This is a genomic window from Chitinophagales bacterium (assembly GCA_041392475.1).
Taxonomy (GTDB): Bacteria; Bacteroidota; Bacteroidia; order Chitinophagales; family UBA2359; genus JAUHXA01.
This window is the reverse complement of the sequence record JAWKLZ010000003.1, coordinates 304,841-325,361: the sequence shown is the minus strand read 5'-3', so window position 1 is coordinate 325,361 and position 20,521 is coordinate 304,841. Positions and strand designations below refer to the sequence as shown.

The following is a 20,521-nucleotide window of genomic DNA, read 5'->3' as shown; positions in this document are numbered from 1 at the left end:
AGTCATTTACTATGTAATATTTATACTATTTTAAAAACTTTTTTATTCCTAATTTTAAATTCATAATTTTTATGCAAAACAAAACTCTATTACCCAGTTTGACCAAAAAGATAGCCTTGAAGTGCTTGGCTTTCTTAGTATTTGTAAGCTGCTACAATAGCCTTAATGCAGCGACTCATACTGTCTGTGCCTTAGGATGTGATTTTACTACTATTCAGGCTGCTATTGATGCCGCAGCAGCAAACGATATAATAGATATACAGGATGCTAATCACACCGAGGGACATATAACGGTTTCTCAGTCTGTAACGATTCAAGGGCAAGGAAAGAATGTTACAACAGTCAGTTCAAGTTATAACACTGCATCGAGTGGACATGGCAATCCTGCATCGGCGTGGATAATAACAGCCCCTGGCACTACTGTTCATATTAAAGATATGACCTTGGACGCAACGGGTATCGACACTTATACTGCTCTTCGCTTTCAAGATGGAGGCTCAGTAGATAACGTTGCCTTCAATGAAATCAAACACTCCTCCTCACCTTATCTTGGAATCGCAATTCAAGTTCAGGATGGACATGTTGACATTACAAACTGTACGTTTACCAATATAGGACGAATAGGTGTGCATTTCCGTGCAGGAGTCATTGATCCTGCAACAATAAGTGGAACTTTCACAAACAACACTTATACTGGAAAAGGCGATGGAGATTGGCTGGATTATGCACTTGACATTTCAGGTGATGTAACTGTAACGATTACTGGTAACACGATTACTGGAAATACGGGTGAAGCTTCTTCTGATGGATCTACTTCTGCAGGCATTCTTATTACAACTTATTTTCCTGCAGGAGAAAATCTCCCCAATGACATAACTATTACTTCTAATACAATAACTGGAAATACGGTGGGAGTCTCCATAGGATTTGATCCAGCAGCAGATGTAAGTGTGGCTACGATAAATAATAACGATTTGAGCAATAACCCCTCTGGAGGAATTGTCAATGTATCCCCTTCTGCCACTGTAGATGGTTCGATGAATTGGTGGGGAGATGCTTCTGGTCCATCTGGTGAAGGTTCAGGAACAGGGGCTAGTGTCAGTCCTAATGTAACTTTCGGTTCGTGGGCAACATCGCTTGCTCAGTTGGGATTAAATCCATCTATGCCTATTCCTACCCTATCCGAATGGAGTTTAATCATCTTAGCCTTATCTTTGATGACCTTAGGCGTTCTCTATATTACCGACGAGAAAAATAAGTTGCAGTGGAATAACTAATAATAAGATTTTGATTAATCTTTAGAGAAGATTCTCTTCAATAATATTAAGTACAATTGTTCTTGACATAATTCGGGAATAGTTGTACTTTTTTTTTCACGGATAGAAGCATCTTCCCTTTACTTCCAGTTAGCTTTTTCTGTAGGATTAATAAATAGAGATTATAAAATATGACATTTTTATGTCATTTTCCACAAGAACTAATACATTGAATGTCTTTTCATTACAAAATAATTATGTAAAAATTAATATTTAATTAAATAAAAATATTTTTTAATGTTATGACAAAAAAACTCTAAAACATTAAAAATCAATGCTTTTATAATCCAAGCGATAAAATTTCCTTATAATGAAATTTTACTTATATAAGTAAAAATATTTTTTTCTATCTGATTTTCTCCGTACTTTTGATAAAGTGACAATGCACTATATCATTTCCGAGAAAAGTATAAACCGTAGAAATCTTTTAGGTAGTTGAATAGTTTTGTTTAACCATTAAATTTATATCACTAATATTTTATACTACTGCAATAATATCTTCTGTATAAATTTTATTTTTATCGTGTATTCATAATAAAGTATGAAATACGTATAAAGCTATCCCTCTGCCTTCCTACATTTTGTAAATTCGCAAGTAATATAATCGACATTTTTATCATAGCAATGAATAACTATGAATTTTAACCATTAATCAAATGGATAAACCTTGAATATTCTCTGTTTTAATAATCTATCATTTTTATACCTAATTAGATTGTTTAAAACATTGAATTTAAACAATTTTTAATTAAAAATATAAATTAATCAACTTTTATGCAAAACAAAATTCTATTACCCAAATTAATCTTAAGGTGCTTAGCTTTCTTGGTATTTATAGGCTACTGTGGTAGTCTAAGTGCAGCAGTTATCAATGTACCAGGTGATCAAGCTACTATTCAAGCTGCAGTAACTGCGGCTAGTTCAGGCGATGAAATAGTCATTGCAGCAGGAACTTACATTGAGAGTGTAATCATCCCTGCAGGAAAAAACAACCTAATCATTCGGGGTGCAACTGGAACGGCAGCGGATGTCACCATAGATGGGAATAATACCTTAACTGATGCAGGTATTCAGATTTCGAATGGGGTAACAGGTACAACTATTCGAGATTTATCTATTGAAAATTTTGTAGGCTATGCTGCTTCTGAAGCTGCTATCTATGGAATTGGAGGAAATAATTCTACTACGATTGATAATGTTGAAATAAACAATATTACTTGTAATGCGGGAACCAATGGCGGAGGGATTTATTTCAATGGGCCTGTTAATGCGCTTACTTTCAATAATATATCTGTCACAGACATCAATACTGCGGCTGGTGGTTTCCCTAGAGGAATTGTCGTTTGGAATGGTTTGAAAGAAAACATTACCATTACCAACTGTACAGTTTCTGATAATGAAGGTTGTTGTGGAATTGAACTGCAAGATGGTACAGCTACTGGAGTTACGATAACAGGAAATAATGTGTCTGATGTTGTAGATAGTGGTATGGGGCTGACAGGCATACAAGGCCCTGGTGTGAATGTAATTAGCGGAAATACGATTACTGATTGTGGTCGTTTTGGTATGGAGATTAAAAACCCTGACGGTTCGGGCGAGACTTCTGGGGCAGGTAGTATTGTAGTGGAAAACAACAATGTCACATTTACAGCTACTGTGGGAATGAATATTCGGGATCATGCAGGTATTGCTGTATTTCGTAGAGGTGTTTTAGCAGGGAATGTAGATGTTCCTACTGGCGTTGTGGTACAGAACAATACAGTATCAGGCTATGAACAGCAGAATGCAGGTGCTACTACAAGTGAAGGTTTTGGTATTGTCATTGAAGGAACGAATCATACTGTCACTGGAAATACGGTATCCAACAACGATATTGGAATACAAGAACAAGGAGGAGGACACCCTACTCCTAATTATCCTGGCGATGGAGGTCAAAATGATGGCCAATCTGATGATTACTTCGGTAGAGGAAACGCCCAAATTGCTTGTGGTAATACCGTAAGTGGAAATACCTTTAATACAAATGGAACAGATTTTAGACAAGTAGGTGCAGGACTTTCTACGACTTCAGGCGTTGTTCAAAATACCGATACAGGCGCAACTTTTTGTACCATTCAATCTGCCATTGATGCTACTGCAACGGATGCTGGGGATGTCATTGAAGTAAGTGAAGGAACTTATGATGAACAAGTGTTGGTTAACAAAGAAGTAACTATCAATGGAATCGGCGCTTCACAACCCATTATCAATTTTACAGGAACTGTTAGTGGAAAAGCTACGCTTTTTGATGTAAGTGCAGACAATGTGACCATCAACAACCTTCAGTTTGAAGTAGATTTCGTGAAACTAAGTAGTGCTATTATTGTAAGTGGAGCAGCAATTGACAATATTGATGTGACCAACAATACAATCAACCCGTATGGTTCTTCTGGTGCGGGTTCATTTGGTTCTTATGGCAATAGAAATGCTGTAAGTATTAATTATGGTGGTAGTACAAATTATCGAGTGGCTACTGGAGGGATTGATAATGTAGTATTCAATAATAATACAGTAACAGGATTGCCAAGTTCCGACGGAAATTCTGGAGGTGTAGATCGCTTTTTTCGTTCAGGGTTGTCATTAGATGAAGGAGGTGGAACTTTTAATGGAAACACAGGCCAAACGATAAATCACGATATATTGATTCGTTTTGGTAGTAATGGAAATATTACGATTCAAAACAACAACTTCAATGGAGGAGGATTGCAGCTTTCTGACCACAATGCAGGTGCAGGAACGATAGATATATCCAACAATGTTTTTGATGGTACTTTTGGAAATACTTATACTTCCTCTCTACGCTTGCAAAACAACCAACAGAACAAAGCCACAAACATTGCAGGAAACACCTTTACAGGACATAGGTGGGCTATTAGTTTGGAAAACTATCCTACTGCAACTATTGACAACAATGTATTCACTCCACTGGCGGGATTAACGGATTTTCGTCACATCACGGTCAATACCAAATCTATTTCTTCTAATTCAAACACTATTGTCCAAACAACCATTGATGCCAACATCATCAACAATACCTTCAATGGCAACGCAGCAACAGGAGGTATAGGCATTGGTTTTTATGACCACGATTCAGATAATGCCGCTTTCGGCACTTTCACCATTGGTACAGCAGGAAATGAAAATACCTTCAATATCAATTTGGAAACTTTTATTCTATTGGATAATACAACGGGTTCTACCGATGGAGCAGACGCTTTCTTTGGGTACGGATCAGGCGGAGGTTGGACAACGACAATGGCTTGTTGGACGACTGACATCAATGTAGAAGAAAACAACTTCAACACGCAAAATCTATCCACATTAGAAGGTGCCTTATTTCACCAACCTGACGATGCATGTACGGGCTTGCTTACCTTTGCAAATGCAACCATTGTTCAGGAAGTGCCTACCCTCTCCGAATGGGGCTTAATCATCTTGGCATTGTCACTGATGACATTAGGTGTTCTCTACATTACAGAAGAGAAAAATAAGTTGCAGTGGAATAGCTAAAATTGTCAATTAGATAAGATTATTCTTTCATAATAAAAGTCCAACTATCCTTAAAATAAAAATTTGAGAGTAGTTGGACTTCTTTTTATTTCACTTCTGCCTAATCCTAATATCATCAATCAGTTTCTTGATTTCTTGTGAATTAACCTGTCTCATTTCAGCAAGTTTAAGCGTATATTCTGCTACTTTCATCGCCATATCATAATCCCCCTTTCTATAATAAACATAAGCCAGTGTATAATTGCAGGGGTACTCATTTTCAATCTTTACAGATGTCTCAGCCCACTTTAGGGCATTTTCTAAGTAGCGGCTATCATCCAGATGTAGCGCAACCTTAGCTGCCAATTCAATGAGGAGTATGGGGTCGGTGATGTTTTTGGAGTCAATATATTCAATAGCAGTTTCGGCAAAAGCTTTCCAGTCAGCAACACCTTCGTAATACTGTTTTTTCATATCAAATTCAAAGGCATCCTGAAAGGGTAGGTCGGTTTGGTGTATGATGTCAATTGCATTTTTGAAGATGATTTTGTCGTGTTCTTTTATGGCAGTTTGGATGCTATTGTAGATAGCGGTTTTGATTTTTTGGTTGATTTTTTCACTGCCTTGAGTCGCTTTGAAGTATTGAATATCATTTATCAGCAGCTTAATCGCCTCATTTTCTATTGTTTCAGAAAAATCATACAAAAACTGACGGTTGGTGTTATTTTGCAGTTTTCCCCTTTGTGTTTTTAAATACTCATTGACAATTGAATGGTAAGATTGGCGGTTTTTTCTTAGCCAATAAGCATATTGAAGTAGTTCTTGTTCTCCAATAGTTTTATTGTAGTAGGATTTTTGCCATTCTTTTACCTGCTCTTCCATGTTCAGCATTTTAGTAGGGATGGATTGATTAGGCTGAGATTTTTGGGGTGTATTGTCGGAGGAGGAAGCATTGTAATCGGGAGAAGGAACGATAAGTTTATCATCGAACTTGCTTGTACTGTTGGAAGAAATACCTTCTATTACTGGTAAACTGTTCGATGTATCATGGATATTTTCGAGCAACTTTAAATAATCCATTGCAGACAATTTTTGAGGGGTATTGTATAAAAGTTGTCCTTTTTCACTAAAGAATAAAAAGGATGGAAAGGCAGTTACTTGAAAATGGGCTACAAAACTTTGACTAATATCTATTTTTCCGTCAATTTTGTAGTTAATAAAATTGCGGTTGTGGTAGGCTGCAATTTGAGAATCTTTAAATAAGTAGTTTTCAATTTGAGCGCAGGTCGGAGAATTGGCTTCAAAAACATAAATGAAAATCAGTTTGTGTTCCTTTTTTGCTTGTAGAACCAACTGTTCCATAGTCATCGGCGTATTTAAAAAATAAACCTCTTGATTTTGAGTAGTTGCTTTTGTAGAAATGAAAAACAAGAGAATACCTATACATATTCCGAAACGTTTGGTATATCCCCAACTATTCTTTTTTGTCTTGTGCGGCAATTGATTTGCATGCTTATTCATGATGGTAGTAGATAGTGGTTAAATAGATTATTTTTTTACCTTTACAGACACAAGTATAAGTTATATTTTATATGATTCAACTAATTGATACCCATGCTCATCTTTATGTAGAGCAATTTGACGAAGACCGAGTAACCATGCTTCAACGGGCGTATGATGCTGGCGTTCAAAAAATTTTTTTACCAAATATAGACAGCCGCTATATTGATTCGCTAAATAAATTGGCCGAACAATATCCACAACAATGCTATCCGATGATGGGCGTACATCCCTGCTCTATCAAAGGTGACTATAAAGTCGAACTTGACGGTGCTTACCAAGCACTGAAGGCAAATCCTACCCGTTTTGCAGCTATTGGTGAAATAGGACTTGATTTTTATTGGGATCTCACTTATAAAAGTGAACAAATTGAAGCCCTAAAAACACAAATAAGCTGGGCAAAAGAATTTGGCTTGCCAATTGTGCTACATTCTCGCGATTCCTTCAATGAGACCTTCGAAATCGTTCAATCTATGAACGATGAAAATCTCACAGGTATTTTCCATTGTTTTTCTGGCTCAACTGCTGATGCAGAAAAAGTAATTAGTTTGAATGGATTTTATATGGGGCTTGGAGGAGTGGTTACTTACAAAAATAGCAAAGAATTGTCAGAAACTATCGAAAATATCCCCCTAAAATATTTTGTATTGGAAACAGATGCACCTTATTTAGTGCCACATACCTATCGAAAGAAAAAACATAAAAGAAATGAAAGTGCATTCATTGTAGCGGTTGCAGAAAAAGTGGCGGAGATAAAAAAAGTATCCTTGGAAGAAGTTGCAGCTATTACTACCCAAAATGCAATAGAAATTTTTTGTAATTGATGGGGCAAAGGTTTTGATAATTATTTTTTTTTTTGAATTTTTGTCTATCAATTGGGATTTTGCGTATATTGGTGGCAAGTATGTGGCAAAATTGCGAAAATGAAGTTTTTTTGCATCTTTTGTTTCAGACTTTGTTCTAAACAAAAAATAGATTTTTTTGATTGAAGTATTTTTTTTGGCCTAAAAATCAGATATTTACTTCAATGTACACAATTCTTTGATAAACTTTTAGCTTTAGAGAGGTGACCGAGTGGCTGAAGGTGCACGCCTGGAAAGCGTGTGTACTCGAGAGAGTACCGAGGGTTCGAATCCCTTCCTCTCTGCAAATTTTTGGTTCTAACTAACTATTTTAATCATAAAAGGAATGAATATGAAAAAATTGTTTACGCTATTACTGATGTGTACACTCGCTGTATTCGGTGGTAGTACTGTTTCCGCACAGAACAACGATGTAACTACAAATGTGCAAAATGTTGTTGTTGATCAAATGACTTCAACGACAGTGGTTCCTCTTTCGAGTACAGACGAAGGAGAAGAGACAATGCAAGAGCTTTTAAAGCGTTACTTCATTGATGGTGACTGGCGTTTTATGAGTGTTGTATTGATTTGTTTAATTTTGGGTTTGGCTCTTTGTATTGAGCGTATTTTGGCGTTGAACTTGGCGACAACTAACACAAACAAGTTGTTGCAGAATGTAGAAGGTGCATTGCAAGAAGGTGATATTGAGAAGGCTAAAGAAATAGCTCGCTCTACAAGAGGCCCTGTTGCTAGTATTTTCTATCAAGGTCTGGATCGAGTAGATGATGGTATTGACATCGTTGAAAAATCAATCGTATCGTACGGTTCTGTTCAAATGGGACTGTTGGAAAGAGGTCTGGTTTGGATTTCTCTTTTCATTGCACTGGCTCCGATGTTGGGATTCATGGGTACAGTAATTGGTATGATTTCGGCGTTTGACTCTATCCAACAGGCGGGTGATATCTCTCCAAGTTTGGTAGCGGGTGGTATCAAAGTAGCACTTTTGACTACGGTATTTGGTCTTGTTGTAGCGATTATCCTACAAATCTTTTACAATTACATCATCTCTAAATTGGATGGTATTGTAAACAGCATGGAAGACGCTTCTATTTCATTGGTTGATTTATTGGTGAAATACAATGTTGCAAAAAGAAATCCATCTTTAGCTGATGGATAATTAGAATAGTTAGTTAAGAAGTTCAAACAGAAGGGGTTTTATTCCAAGAGTTTTATTTTGGTTGATAAATAATAAATTTCGGAAATTTTCTCCTTCTGTTGACCCTCTATCTAATCTATTGATAATTAATTATTTTTGAACATTATTTTCATTAAAACAACCTAAAAATTTAATAGATATGCAAGATTTTATGGTAAATTATGGCATACCTTTATCGCAACTTTTAGTGTTGGTTGCTTTGGTATTAGCCGTTGTGTTTCCAGTAGTTTACACATTGCGTAACCCCAAAGAGTCTGGGAAAACAATTGCAGGCATTGGTATTTTTGCAGTGATTTTGTTGCTTATTTGGGTAACAGCTTCAAGCGAAATTGCAGGAAGGTTTGCATCTGCTACTTACAGCTATGTTACTCCAGGAATTATGAAACTGGTTAGTTTCTCTATTACTGCGGGTATTCTGTTTACGGTAGGAGCATTCATATTGACAGTTGTTCTCGAAATTGTAAACGCCGTTAAATAACCCAATAACTATCATTCAGTATGGCAAAACGAAAAAAGAGGAAGTTAGAAGAAATTAATGCGAGTTCGATGGCAGATATTGCCTTCTTGCTACTCATTTTTTTCCTTGTAACGACCACAATGGATGTTGATAAGGGGCTTTTAGTGCTTTTGCCACCTTATTCTGAGGAACCACCACCCGAAACAAAAGAGAACCAACGAAATGTGTTGGATATCTTGGTGAACTCTAGAGACCAACTGTTGGTCAAAGGAGAACTAACAGAGGTGCGTGAACTCAAAGACCTCGCTGTAAAGCATGTTAATAACCGAGGAGCGAATCCGAAATATTCTGATAGTCCACAAGAGGCAGTTGTATCGTTGAAAAGCGATAGAGGTACTTCTTATGATATTTACATCACTGTTCAAAATGAATTGAAAGCAGCTTACAATAAGATGCGGAATGATTATGCCAAACAAAAGTTTGGACTTTTGTACGATGATTTGAGTAAAGATGATCAAAAGACTGTTCGAGAAGAATATCCTTTGAAGATTTCGGAGGCAGAGCCAGAAGATTTTACAGGAGAAGGAGGATAAACCTTGTTTTTTAGATTCAGGTTTTTATGTGTTTTTTATTCTCTAACTCTTAAACAAATTTTATTATGGCAGCGATTAGAAAAAAAGAAGGGAAGTCACTTCCCGCTATTTCCACAGCTTCTTTGCCCGATATTATCTTTATTCTTTTGTTCTTCTTCATGGTTGCTACTGTGATGAGAGAAACAGAACTAAAGGTACAAGTAAGGTATCCGCAAGCTACAGAGCTTCAAAAATTGGAGAAAAAATCTTTGGTAAGTTATATCTACATTGGTGCACCTACTGGCAACTATAGAGAGCAGTATGGTACAGCCCCTATTATTCAGTTGAACGATGAGTTTGTGAATAGAGAGGAGTACAAAAGTGCTATTGCCGTTTTTATTCAGAACGAACGTGCTAAGGTAGAGGAAACGTTGATTCCTCAAATGACTACTTCTCTTCGTGTAGATAAAGAAGTGAAAATGGGTATCATTACAGATGTGAAGCAGGAACTTCGCAAAGTAAGTGCCTTGAAAATTAACTATTCTGCTACACAGAGAACGAGTGATTTGTAAAAATCACCCAGTATCATTTCAACAAATGAAGCTAATATAAAAAGGTTACCTCGTATGAGAGGTAGCCTTTTTTGCTTTCATATATCGCACCACCGACTATAGCAATTAATTAATTCGAGGCTGGTTTTAACAATTGATATTTACTCCAAATTCACCTCCAAATCATACTCTCCCTCCCCTCTAAACGAATTTACCAACAAAAAATATTCTCCTGCTTCCAAGTTTTCCAACTCTAATTTTTCATTAGACGTTTCGGTAATCGAACGTTTGTCATAGTCATTTTTGCTGGGAATTGTTCCTTTTTTGAGGTAGAGGTCAAAATCGGTTTCCTCCGATTTGCTTTTCATTTGAATGGTCAATTTCTTTCCCACTTTGATTTTGTAGATTTTGCTATCGTTGTTGCCCTCCATTTTTCCTTTCACAAGGGTACGCAGTTTGAGCATCAATACACCATCCTCCAAAACAGCAGGTTCATCTACGAGAGGTATTTCTTCAATTGGAGTAGTATCCGCATCTTCGTTGTTTTCATCTACAGGTAGAAGCGCAGCTGCTTGTTGGACAGCCTTAAAGGCATTTATCTTGCCATGGCCAAACCATTCAGAATGACCACTGCCGTCGTAATTCCCTTTGCTCTGATTGAGCAATATGTCAGGGGTATTGTCTTCAATTTTATCCGCAGTTTCACTGAGTATTTGCTTCACCTCCTTAGCCGTTAGATTGGGATTAGCAGACAAAATCAAACCTGCTACACCTGCTACCAAAGGCGTAGCACTGGAAGTACCTCCAAAAAGATTGGTATAGCGACTATTGGGTGAAAAATATGCCCCCAATCGAAAATTATCAGTTGTGGTGATACCTCTACCTTTCAGTTTTTTGCTAAAATCTAAGGGATGGTAATTGTTGCTCGGAGCGCAAACTGTCACCTCTTTGCCCCAATTGCTGTAAGCGGCTTTTTCATTGAGGCTAGTAGAAGCAGAAACGGTAATCACATCGGGATGCGTAGCATTACCATTCCAAATAGGATCTCGATGTTCATATATTCGATTCCCTGCCAAGTATTTAACCCCGCTCACATTTTTTAAGTCCTTCAAAGGCGCATTGAAGTTGTGGGCTGCAAATAGAATCACACAGCCTTTCCCTCTCGGCCCACCTGTTGCAGCAAGTTGGGTGAGTTTGTCATACACCAACTGGTGCAAAGGTGCATAGACAGGAGGAGGCCCCCAACTGCAAGAAATAACATCGGCGTATTTGCCTACATAATCAAATATTTCATACAACAAATTGGCATCTGCCCCAAAAGGAATCCGAACGGGCATAAACGCACATCCTGGTGCTGCACCAACTACTCCTTCCCCATTGTCTTCTGCAATGGCTACTCCCGCACAAGGGGTGCCATGAAAATCGGAGGGTCCTGGATTCGGCAACATATCTCCCTCCACAAAGTCTTTGGGATAGACTATCTTCCCAACTCCCTGAAAATCGGGGTGCGACATATCAAAACCATCATCCAATACCGCCACTACAATGTTTCGATTTCCTTTGGTAATGTCCCAAGCTTGAGTGACCGAAATATCGGCATCTGCAACAAGTTCAGGCCCCGCTTTACTTAGCAAGTGCCATTGTTGTTGAAACTGTTCGTCAGTTGGAATGTATGCGGCAGAAAATCGGCTAATTAAATTGGGTTCACAATATGCTGTTTCGTTTTTTTCGTGCAGATAGTTGGCTACTTTTACGGGGTTGGTTCCTGTTGAAGTAGTGATTTGCAGTAGAAAAGTTCGATCATTGTAGCTTTTGACATAACGTAGATGGTATTCTTCCATGTAGTCGTTGATAACTCCAACATCTACTCCTTCCTTGAACTTGACCGTTATTTTGTCTGTAATGTAATAGCGGGTTTGATTTGTACCTACAGGCTTATAAGCATGATGGCACACCAGATCAAAGGCTTGTGAACGCAAAGATGCCATAATCTGTTCGAGGCGGGTATTGTCCACCATCAAACGATAGACTTCATTGAAAACATTTTTGATGTCCAATACTCCATCCAACTTCTGAATCAACTCTAGTTTGCGAGGATCATAAATATAGACTGTGATGCAATCTGGCTCTTTCTCAAGATTTATTTTTTTACCATTTTGCCAGAGATACGTGCCAATCATTGGAGATTCAGAACTCATATTGGATAGCGTTTTTGAAGTATGAAGGGTAAATTAATTGTCAAATTGATCGTTGTAGTCATAGTTGTCCTCCGTTTTGGTAGAACTCGTATCTTCTGGTGAGCCAGGATCTGCTACGCTGGGTAGTGCTTCTGCGTATTTGCTGCAATCTGTTTCGATGCTCATACGATAGGGCTTCTCAAAACGTGCTGTTTGAAGAATGTTGAGAGAACTATCTGCATATACTCGGGTCATGAATTCTGCAAAAATGGGCAATGCCATATTGGAACCTGCCCCCAATCGGGTGCTACGGAAGCGAATTTGTTTCTCATCTCCTCCACTCCAAGTACCTCCAACGATATTGGGCGTGAAACCCATAAACCAACCGTCTGAGTTGTCATTGGTTGTACCCGTTTTTCCTGCTATTTCTCCTTCAAATTTGTATTTCCAGCGCAAACGACGAGCCGTACCAATATCTACTACTCCTTTTAGAAGAGAAATCATGGCATAAGCCGTTTGCTCACTCATCACCTCTTCAACGTGAGGAACCCATAATTTGAGTGGCGTACCACTTTTGTCTTCAATGCGAATAATTGGGTAAGGTTGGGTATAAAAACCCTTGTTGGCGTAGGTACTATAAGCCCCCGTCATTTCAAAAACAGAAATATCGGGCGTACCCAAGCAGAGGGAAGGGTAGGGATCCATGTGGCTTTCGATGCCCATTTTTCGAGCCAATTGAATCACCGCATCAGGACTTGTCATGTATTTCATCAAATAAGCACTAATTCGATTGATGGAATGTGCCAGTCCTGTTTTGAGGGTAATCATGCGCCCATTGTAGAGCGTTCCTGCATTTTTGGGTGTCCAGTTATTGAAGTTCTCAAAGGTGACAGGAACATTGGGTACTTTACGACAGGGGGACCAACCGCTCTGAACTGCAAGGGTATAGACAAACGGTTTGAAAGTTGAACCTACTTGACGCTTTGAAGTGATTCGCACATTGTCGTATTTGAAATGTTTATGGTTGATACCGCCCACCCAAGCCAAAATATGCCCACTTTGCGGGTCTGTCACCATCATACCCGAATGTAAAAACATTTTATAGTATTTGATGGAGTCAATGGGTGTGAGTGTGGTATCAATATCGTAGTAATAGTAGGTGCTATCTACTCCTGGTAATGGATAAGTAATGTGGTGATTGGGGCGATCTTTTTTGCCTGTCCACGAAAATATCTCCATTTCAGTAGGTGTATTGAAGGTAATTTCTATTTCTTTTTCCGATAATTCCGTATCGTTTTTCAATCTTTTGTAGCGGTCACAGTTTTTGATAGCTCTGTAAATCAATTCATTTGTTCCATGCCAAGGTTCACCTTCTTTCACCTTGATAGCTTGCATTTTTGCACCATCTAAGGTGTAATCCCATGGACGGCTATCGCCCCAGTGATCGTAAAATTCTTGTTGAAGTTGACGCATGTGAACACCCATCGCTACCTCCGCATAACCCTGCATTTTGGAGTTAATGGTCGTATAAATTTTCAAACCATCTCTGAACACATCGTAGCTTGTACCATCTACTTTCACTTGGTTTTTAGACCAATCTTTCATAGTTGCTTTGATGTATTCCCTGAAATAAGTCGCCAATCCTTCATTGTGATCTTGTTGTCGGTACTCTGTAACCAACGGAAGAAGTGAAATAGAATCGGCATCTTCTGTAGAAATCTTGTTGTACTTGGCCATCTGTCCAATGACTACGTTTCGACGGCGTTTAGAAAGTTCAGGATTTCGTATTGGATTGAACTTCGTACTTGCTTTGAGCATTCCAACCAAAACAGCCGCTTCTTGCACATCAAGTTCAGAAGGTTGTTTGTTGAAGTACACCTTTGAAGCAGATTTGATACCATGAGCATTGTTGCTAAAAGGTACAGTATTGAGGTACATCGTAATGATTTCTTCTTTGGTATAACCTTTTTCCAAACGCACCGCAATCACCCATTCCTTCAATTTTTGTTGGATTCGCTCTATCTTACTAGAGGTTTGTACACCGTGAAATAAATTTTTGGCAAGCTGTTGGGTAATCGTACTTGCCCCTCCGTCCTTTCCCATCCTAACAATGGCCCGTACCAATGAGCGAAAGTCAATACCTGAATGTTCTTCAAAACGTACATCTTCTGTGGCAATAAGGGCTTTGGTGAGGTTGGACGAAATTTCATCGTAAGATACATTGGAGCGATTTTCTATATAGAATTTGCCCAACAATACCGAGTCGGCAGAATAAACTTCTGACGCTAAAGAGTTTTTGGGACTTTCCAAATCAACGAAGCTAGGCAGTTTTCCGAACATACCATTTGAAATTCCCCAAAACAACAAGAAAAAAGAGAGAATACCTACAAAAAAAGCTGCCCAAAACAAATAAATAAATGTTCGGATAAAACTTCTTTTTTTCTTGCTATTTGCTTTAGGCTCAGAGGATGTTGGCTGTTTATTGGAATTCATTGGTGGTTTTTATTATTGAAGTCGTTGTTTTTCTCTTAACAGACAAAAATAAAGATTTTTTGTTATTTTTTAGTAGTTTTCTTTTTCCACTGTTTCTCCCACTTCCTTAGCCTCAGCCTTCTTCTTTGCTTCCTCCTCAGCTTTTTTCTTCGCCTCCTTCTCAGCCTTTTTCTTACCGCCGCCAATAGAAATCAAAGAAAAACTGACATAATCCTTTGGGTTTTGCTGAAAATCAACCAACAAGCGATTCAAACTTTCGGCAGTATCTTCCAAGTTGTTGTACAGATTTTCATCCTTCAATACTTTCCCAACAGTGCCTTCTCCCGCTTCAATACTTGCCATCATAGAATTCACCTGTGCCAAAGCAGTTTGAGTTTGTGCCACCATTTTCTCTAATTCTATATCCGCAAATTTTTGGGTAATGGTATTTGTATTGTCCAACACCTTGTCAAACTTCACTTTAGTTCCATTCAAGCCAGCAGTCAATTGCTTCAAATCACCACTTGCAGATTGAAAATTACTCAAACTCACACTGATTTTGTCAAGGTCTGAAGCTGCAAAATCGTTGAGGCTACCAGTCAATTCATTCATGTTGTCCAAAGTTCCCTTCAAATCGTTCACCACTTCACCTAAATTGTTGAAAGCAGCCTTAAATTCATTGGAACGCATCAATAATTTGACTTCAATCAGCGTAGAATCCAAAGAAGTTAGCATGTTTTCTACCTTGTCTTTGATAGGCATTAGCTCTTCTAAGGCAAGTTCGGTGATACCCAATTCAATAATACCCTGTAGTGTATCTCCAGATTCGGCATATTGCAGCCCCTTCAAAGTGCGGGCTTTTCCCAAATCTACTTCAACAGCTTTGTCGCCCAACAAACCAGAACTCACAATTTTCACTTTGGCATCTTTCGGAAGATTCACTTCCTTGTCAATCGTAAATTTGACCACAAGTTTGCCCGAACGGTCAGGCTTCAGATAAATATCTTCTACCATACCTATCTGAAAACCATTTATTTGAACAGGATTAGAAGTAGCTAAACCATCTATTCTGTCGTAAATAGCAAAAAAGGTAGCATCCGTGGAAAAAAGATCTTTGCCTTTCAAGTAATTATAACCAAAAATGAGAATGATGATAGCGACAATGGCTAAAATACCTACTTTGGTTTCGTTGGAAATCTTCAAAATGTGTTGGGTTTTATAGTTATTTAATTGACAATGCGCTTACCATTGTTGTACAATACAATTTGAGCATGTTTAAAACCTGCTTTTTTCATGTCGTTGAGTGCGGTCAAAGCATGATCATAGTCATAAAACTTAGTTGCCAAGACGTATTGTTTAATGCCTCTTTGGTTTTCTTCAATGTCGATTTTGCCCACCCGCTCGAAATCAGGATTTCCCAAATCTAAAGATTGATAGGCATTGTATAGTTGTACTTTATAAATCAAAGTCGAAGCATCACCATTTGACATAGCCGTATGTCCCATCTCTACTCTTTTGATTTTACTTGCTTGTGGCAACGCTACTCCTTCTAATTTTGTTTTGTATGCCTTGAAAGCTCGGTAAATAGCCGATGCAATATATGTTTGACCTTCGGCTGATTTTAGGTAGGTTTCTTCGGCAGAATTGGTTAAAAAACCCGCTTCAACCAAAACACTCGGCATCGTTGTTTTGTAAAGTACCAAAAAACTTTCTTGCTTTACGCCTCGACTGTACCTTTTAGTTTGATTTTTAAATTCATTTTCAATTGATGAAGCAAAGTCAATACTTTGATTGAGAAAAGCATTTTGATAGAGTGAAAAAATGATGTTGCTCTCGTAATCATTCAAATCAAAACCATCGTAATTGTGTTCATAATTATTTTCGAGCAAAATCACCGAGTTTTCACGCCTCGAAACATCCAAATTTTCTGCTGATTTATCCAACCCCATTATGTAAGTTTCAGTTCCATGCACATTTGGATGATTTTTTGCTGCATTGCAGTGAATCGAAATAAATAAGTCTGCTTGATTGTGATTGGCTATGGCAGCTCTTTCGTGTAATTCAATGAATACGTCCGTTTTACGAGTATATATCACCTTCACACCAGGAACATTTTGCTCAATATAACTACCCAATTTTAAGGCAATGTTCAAGGCTATATCTTTTTCTCGACTGTGTGCGCCCGAACAACCAGTGTCTTTTCCTCCATGCCCTGCATCAATCACTACAGTTTTGATGGAATAAAGAGGAGCATTCAAAAAAGCTGAATTTATCATTAAACACACTAACAAAACAATTGAAGTAAGTAACAGTTTATTTTTCATGGCAGTTAATTTTTTGCTTTTCAAATTAGGGCATCTTTATCATAGAAAATAACGTTCTGTATTAGAAGAAATGAGGATTAAAGATAAGTTTCCAATGAAAACTCTACTTTTGCAGTTTGCAAATATAAAATAATTCGGGCTTAAAATTCATAAACATCATTGGTCATACGAACTCAAATATATCTACTGCTTTTCATTTTTGTAAACACCATTGCTTTTGCTCAGACTGATACTACTGCCACAAGTTTAAATATCCTTGCAGATAGCATCTTACAGCAAAAAGCAGACACGTTGTTTGTAGATACGCTTACACAAACGAAAGATAGTCTGAAGGTACAGACTGCTGTAAGCTATGATTTGAAAATGGCAAAAGATACGCTGGAAGCTCCTGTCAAATACAGTGCTTCTGATTCAATGGTATATGACATTGCGAATGAAAAAATATACCTCTACGGCTCTGCACATATTGAACAAGACAAACTTAACTTAGACGCAGAAAGAATTACCTTCAACTATACAGCTAAAACTGTCAATGCTATTGGAGTAGAAGACTCTCTGGGTAACTGGAAAGGTAAACCTTTGTTCAAAGATTCGGGACAAGAATTTGAGTCGGACGAGATTACCTACAATTTTGATACAAAGAAAGGGAAGATACGACAATTGGTGACGCAGCAAGGTGACGGAATTTTGATAGGTGAACAGGTGAAAAAAAATGAAAACGACGAAATGTTTGTCCAAGATGCCTACTATACAACCTGTAATTTGGAGCATCCACACTACAAAATCAAGGTCAACAAATTGAAGGTCATCCCCAAAAAACTTATCGTTTCGGGGCCCGCCCAATTGGAGATTGCAGATATTCCAACTCCCTTGATTCTCCCTTTTGGCATTTTCCCATTGATGGAAGAACAAACATCTGGTGTAATTTTTCCTTCTTACGGCTATGCACCTGCCAACGGGTATTATTTGCAGCGTGGTGGATGGTACTTTGCTATGGGAGAGTACATTGACCTCGCACTCACTGGCGATATTTATTCGCAGGGTAGATGGAGGCTCAACGCAGCAAGCCGTTATAAAAAACGTTACCACTACACAGGTAATTTCAATTTGGAATATGGAGTCGTACCGTCAGGGCGTTCCTTTACGAGTTCTTTTCAAAAAAGCCGCCAATTTTCGGTCAGATGGTCACACAATCAAGACCCTAAATCCATCCCAAACAGCACTTTTTCGAGCAGTGTCAACTTTGGGACGAGCAGCTACAACCGAGAATTTGAAACCTCCAATGAGCAAGTTTTGACAAATACCTTGTCTTCGAGTATCAACTATACCAAATCTTTTGTGGGTTCACCTTTTAGAATGACCCTCAATGCTACCCACAGCCAAAACACGAATACCAACCTTGTGGACATTACGCTCCCCAATTTCAGTCTCGACATGAGCCGAATCAATCCATTGAAACGCAAAAAACAAATTGGCAAACAAAAATGGTACGAACAGATTTACCTCACCTACAATATGGATGCAAAAGCCCGTGTGAATGCACCAGATTCGGTGATATTTACCAACAAAATTTGGGATGAAGTGCGATCTGGTATGCAGCAAAGTGCTTCTACAGGACTGAATTTCAAAGTGTTCAAATATGTCAATGTTTCTCCGAATGTCAACTACCGAGAAATTTGGTCTTTGAGAACTACCCGAAAGGAATGGGTAGGGGAAGAAACGTATGTACTAAATCCTGAAACAGATGAGATTGATACACTTCCGCCATATTTAAATGAGTTTTTGGTAGATGGTTTCACCGCAGGGCGACAATTAAACGGAGGGGTAAGTCTAACTACTAAGATATTCGGCATGAAAGAGTTTCGCAAGGGAAGCATCAAAGCGATTCGACACGAAATGACTCCAAATGTGGGATTTACCTTCACACCCGATTTGAGTGGGGATGCTTATAGAATGGTGCAACGAAACGAGGCGGGAGATTCTACGACTTATTCTATTTTTGAAGGGGGAATTTACAGCGGTCCCAATCGTGCTCGCTCGGCTTCACTAAGTTTTGGAGTTAACAACAACTTTCAAATGAAAGTGGTTTCAAGGAAAGATACGACTGAGGACTTCAAAAAAATCAGGATCTTAGACAGGCTGAATTTCAGTAGTAGCTACAATTTTTTGGCAGACAGTCTTCATTTGGCCCCTATTAACTTCAATGGTGGAACAAATCTTTTCAACAAATTGCGCTTGGATTTTGGAGGCAGTTGGTCGGCTTACGATTGGGATGCGGACGGGGGCAGCCTCAAAGATTTCATTTGGACGACTTCGAATCACAAACAATTCCTCCGCCTCAATAGCTTTCGTCTGAGTCTCAATACATCACTTAGTTCCAAAGAAATACAAAAACTGACCAGCAAGAGGGGATCGAGTGGAGAACGAGAGGAAATTCAAAACAATCCAAATGAATTTGAAAACTTCAATATTCCGTGGAATTTTACAGTCAATTATACCGTCAACCTCCGAAAAACCCGACAAGATAGCATAGAAACCAATCAAGTCACTCAAACTCTCAACTTCAATGGCAACCTCAATTTGACTGAAAAATGGCGTTTGGGCTTCAATTCGGGCTATGACTTCACCAACAAAGCTCTTTCTCGAACGACCCTCAATGTGAGTCGTGATTTGCACTGTTGGTCTATGAGTTTCTTCATCTCCCCCATCGGCACATACAAAAACTACAACTTTACGCTGGCGGTCAATTCGGCGGTTTTGCAGGATTTGAAGTTGACGAGAAGGAGGAATTGGAGGGATTTTTGAGGGCAAACATAGCATTTTGTTGTCCAATCAACTCAAGATATTCTTCTAATTTAAACTCCTCGGGAGTAAAACTTTTAACACGTATTTTAGCTTGTTCCTGCCGCTTGATACTCCTCACAAAACGCCTAATGCTGTCTTCTGTATCCAACACAAGCCCAGGAACAGGCACGCTTTTACCTTCCTTGTCTTTGGCAACCATCGTAAAGTAGGAAGAATTGCAATGTTTGACCACGCCTGTTTGGATGTTTTCAGATTCTACCCGTAGGCCCACGACCATAGAGGTGCGTCCAGTATAATTGACCGATGCTTTGAATATCACCAATTCTCCTACTTCAATGGGGTTCAGAAAATCTACTTTATTCACCGATGCTGTTACACAATAATATCCTGAATGTTTGGAAGCACAGGCAAAAGCCACTTGATCCATGATGTTTAGAATATACCCACCGTGAATTTTTCCGCTAAAATTGGAGTGAGAGGGCAACATCAATTGCGTCATCGTTATTTGAGATTCTTGTATATGTTTGTACTCCATGTTTCTATTTGGTTATGGGTTCTAAAGATAATTAAAAAATAATCGATAGAAATACATACATACGAGATAACTTCATCCCTATTTTTGCAGAAATAATATTACACTTGCGCTCGTTTGTAACGAGTGCTTACCCTACCAACCGCCTAACTCCATTCTTTTGATAATA

The 20,521-nt window shown here is 38.4% G+C and carries 14 protein-coding genes and 1 tRNA gene; 9 read left to right on the top strand and 6 right to left on the bottom strand.

Annotated features, from left to right (window positions below; all coding sequences use genetic code 11):
• Positions 1-71: 71 nt before the first annotated feature.
• Positions 72-1,277, top strand: a complete 1,206-nt coding sequence (locus R3E32_24300; protein ID MEZ4887871.1) for a hypothetical protein — start codon at positions 72-74, stop codon at positions 1,275-1,277.
• A gap of 813 nt (positions 1,278-2,090) precedes the next feature.
• On the top strand, positions 2,091-4,865 hold the full coding sequence (locus R3E32_24295) for a right-handed parallel beta-helix repeat-containing protein (protein ID MEZ4887870.1): 2,775 nt from the start codon (positions 2,091-2,093) through the stop codon (positions 4,863-4,865).
• A gap of 90 nt (positions 4,866-4,955) precedes the next feature.
• On the opposite strand, the gene R3E32_24290 is transcribed toward R3E32_24295, so the two are convergent.
• Positions 4,956-6,365 (bottom strand): thioredoxin family protein, encoded by a 1,410-nt coding sequence (locus R3E32_24290; protein ID MEZ4887869.1) that lies wholly within the window; start codon positions 6,363-6,365, stop codon positions 4,956-4,958.
• A gap of 71 nt (positions 6,366-6,436) precedes the next feature.
• Between R3E32_24290 and R3E32_24285 the strand changes: the two genes are divergently transcribed.
• The 6 genes from R3E32_24285 to R3E32_24260 all read left to right on the top strand — a co-directional run bounded on the left by R3E32_24285 (position 6,437) and on the right by R3E32_24260 (position 10,063).
• On the top strand, positions 6,437-7,228 hold the full coding sequence (locus R3E32_24285; protein MEZ4887868.1) for a TatD family hydrolase: 792 nt from the start codon (positions 6,437-6,439) through the stop codon (positions 7,226-7,228).
• 236 nt (positions 7,229-7,464) lie between these two features.
• Positions 7,465-7,551, top strand: a tRNA-Ser gene (locus tag R3E32_24280).
• 47 nt (positions 7,552-7,598) lie between these two features.
• On the top strand, positions 7,599-8,423 hold the full coding sequence (locus R3E32_24275) for a MotA/TolQ/ExbB proton channel family protein (GenBank protein MEZ4887867.1): 825 nt from the start codon (positions 7,599-7,601) through the stop codon (positions 8,421-8,423).
• A gap of 178 nt (positions 8,424-8,601) precedes the next feature.
• Positions 8,602-8,940 carry a hypothetical protein gene (locus R3E32_24270; protein ID MEZ4887866.1) on the top strand — a complete coding sequence of 113 codons (339 nt, stop codon included), beginning with the start codon at positions 8,602-8,604 and terminating at the stop codon, positions 8,938-8,940.
• A gap of 20 nt (positions 8,941-8,960) precedes the next feature.
• Entirely contained in the window at positions 8,961-9,512 is a 552-nt protein-coding gene (locus R3E32_24265) for a biopolymer transporter ExbD (GenBank protein MEZ4887865.1), read from the top strand.
• Between the two features lie 65 nt (positions 9,513-9,577).
• Positions 9,578-10,063 (top strand): biopolymer transporter ExbD, encoded by a 486-nt coding sequence (locus R3E32_24260; protein ID MEZ4887864.1) that lies wholly within the window; start codon positions 9,578-9,580, stop codon positions 10,061-10,063.
• Positions 10,064-10,203: 140 nt separating this feature from the next.
• Here R3E32_24260 and R3E32_24255 read toward each other — a convergent pair whose 3' ends face one another.
• From R3E32_24255 to R3E32_24240, 4 genes are all read right to left on the bottom strand, one after another.
• A complete protein-coding gene (locus R3E32_24255) occupies positions 10,204-12,240 on the bottom strand; it encodes a S8 family serine peptidase (GenBank protein ID MEZ4887863.1) in 2,037 nt (678 codons plus the stop codon).
• A gap of 33 nt (positions 12,241-12,273) precedes the next feature.
• Entirely contained in the window at positions 12,274-14,712 is a 2,439-nt protein-coding gene (locus R3E32_24250; protein ID MEZ4887862.1) for a transglycosylase domain-containing protein, read from the bottom strand.
• Between the two features lie 69 nt (positions 14,713-14,781).
• A complete protein-coding gene (locus tag R3E32_24245; protein MEZ4887861.1) occupies positions 14,782-15,894 on the bottom strand; it encodes an MlaD family protein in 1,113 nt (370 codons plus the stop codon).
• A 23-nt stretch (positions 15,895-15,917) separates the two neighbouring features.
• Positions 15,918-17,015, bottom strand: coding sequence for an N-acetylmuramoyl-L-alanine amidase (locus R3E32_24240; protein MEZ4887860.1), 1,098 nt, complete (start codon positions 17,013-17,015; stop codon positions 15,918-15,920).
• A gap of 159 nt (positions 17,016-17,174) precedes the next feature.
• Between R3E32_24240 and R3E32_24235 the strand changes: the two genes are divergently transcribed.
• Positions 17,175-19,820 carry a putative LPS assembly protein LptD gene (locus R3E32_24235; GenBank protein MEZ4887859.1) on the top strand — a complete coding sequence of 882 codons (2,646 nt, stop codon included), beginning with the start codon at positions 17,175-17,177 and terminating at the stop codon, positions 19,818-19,820.
• On the opposite strand, the gene R3E32_24230 is transcribed toward R3E32_24235, so the two are convergent.
• Positions 19,759-20,355, bottom strand: a complete 597-nt coding sequence (locus R3E32_24230; GenBank protein ID MEZ4887858.1) for an acyl-CoA thioesterase — start codon at positions 20,353-20,355, stop codon at positions 19,759-19,761. The two genes, R3E32_24235 and R3E32_24230, sit on opposite strands and share 62 nt — an antisense overlap.
• Positions 20,356-20,521: the final 166 nt, after the last annotated feature.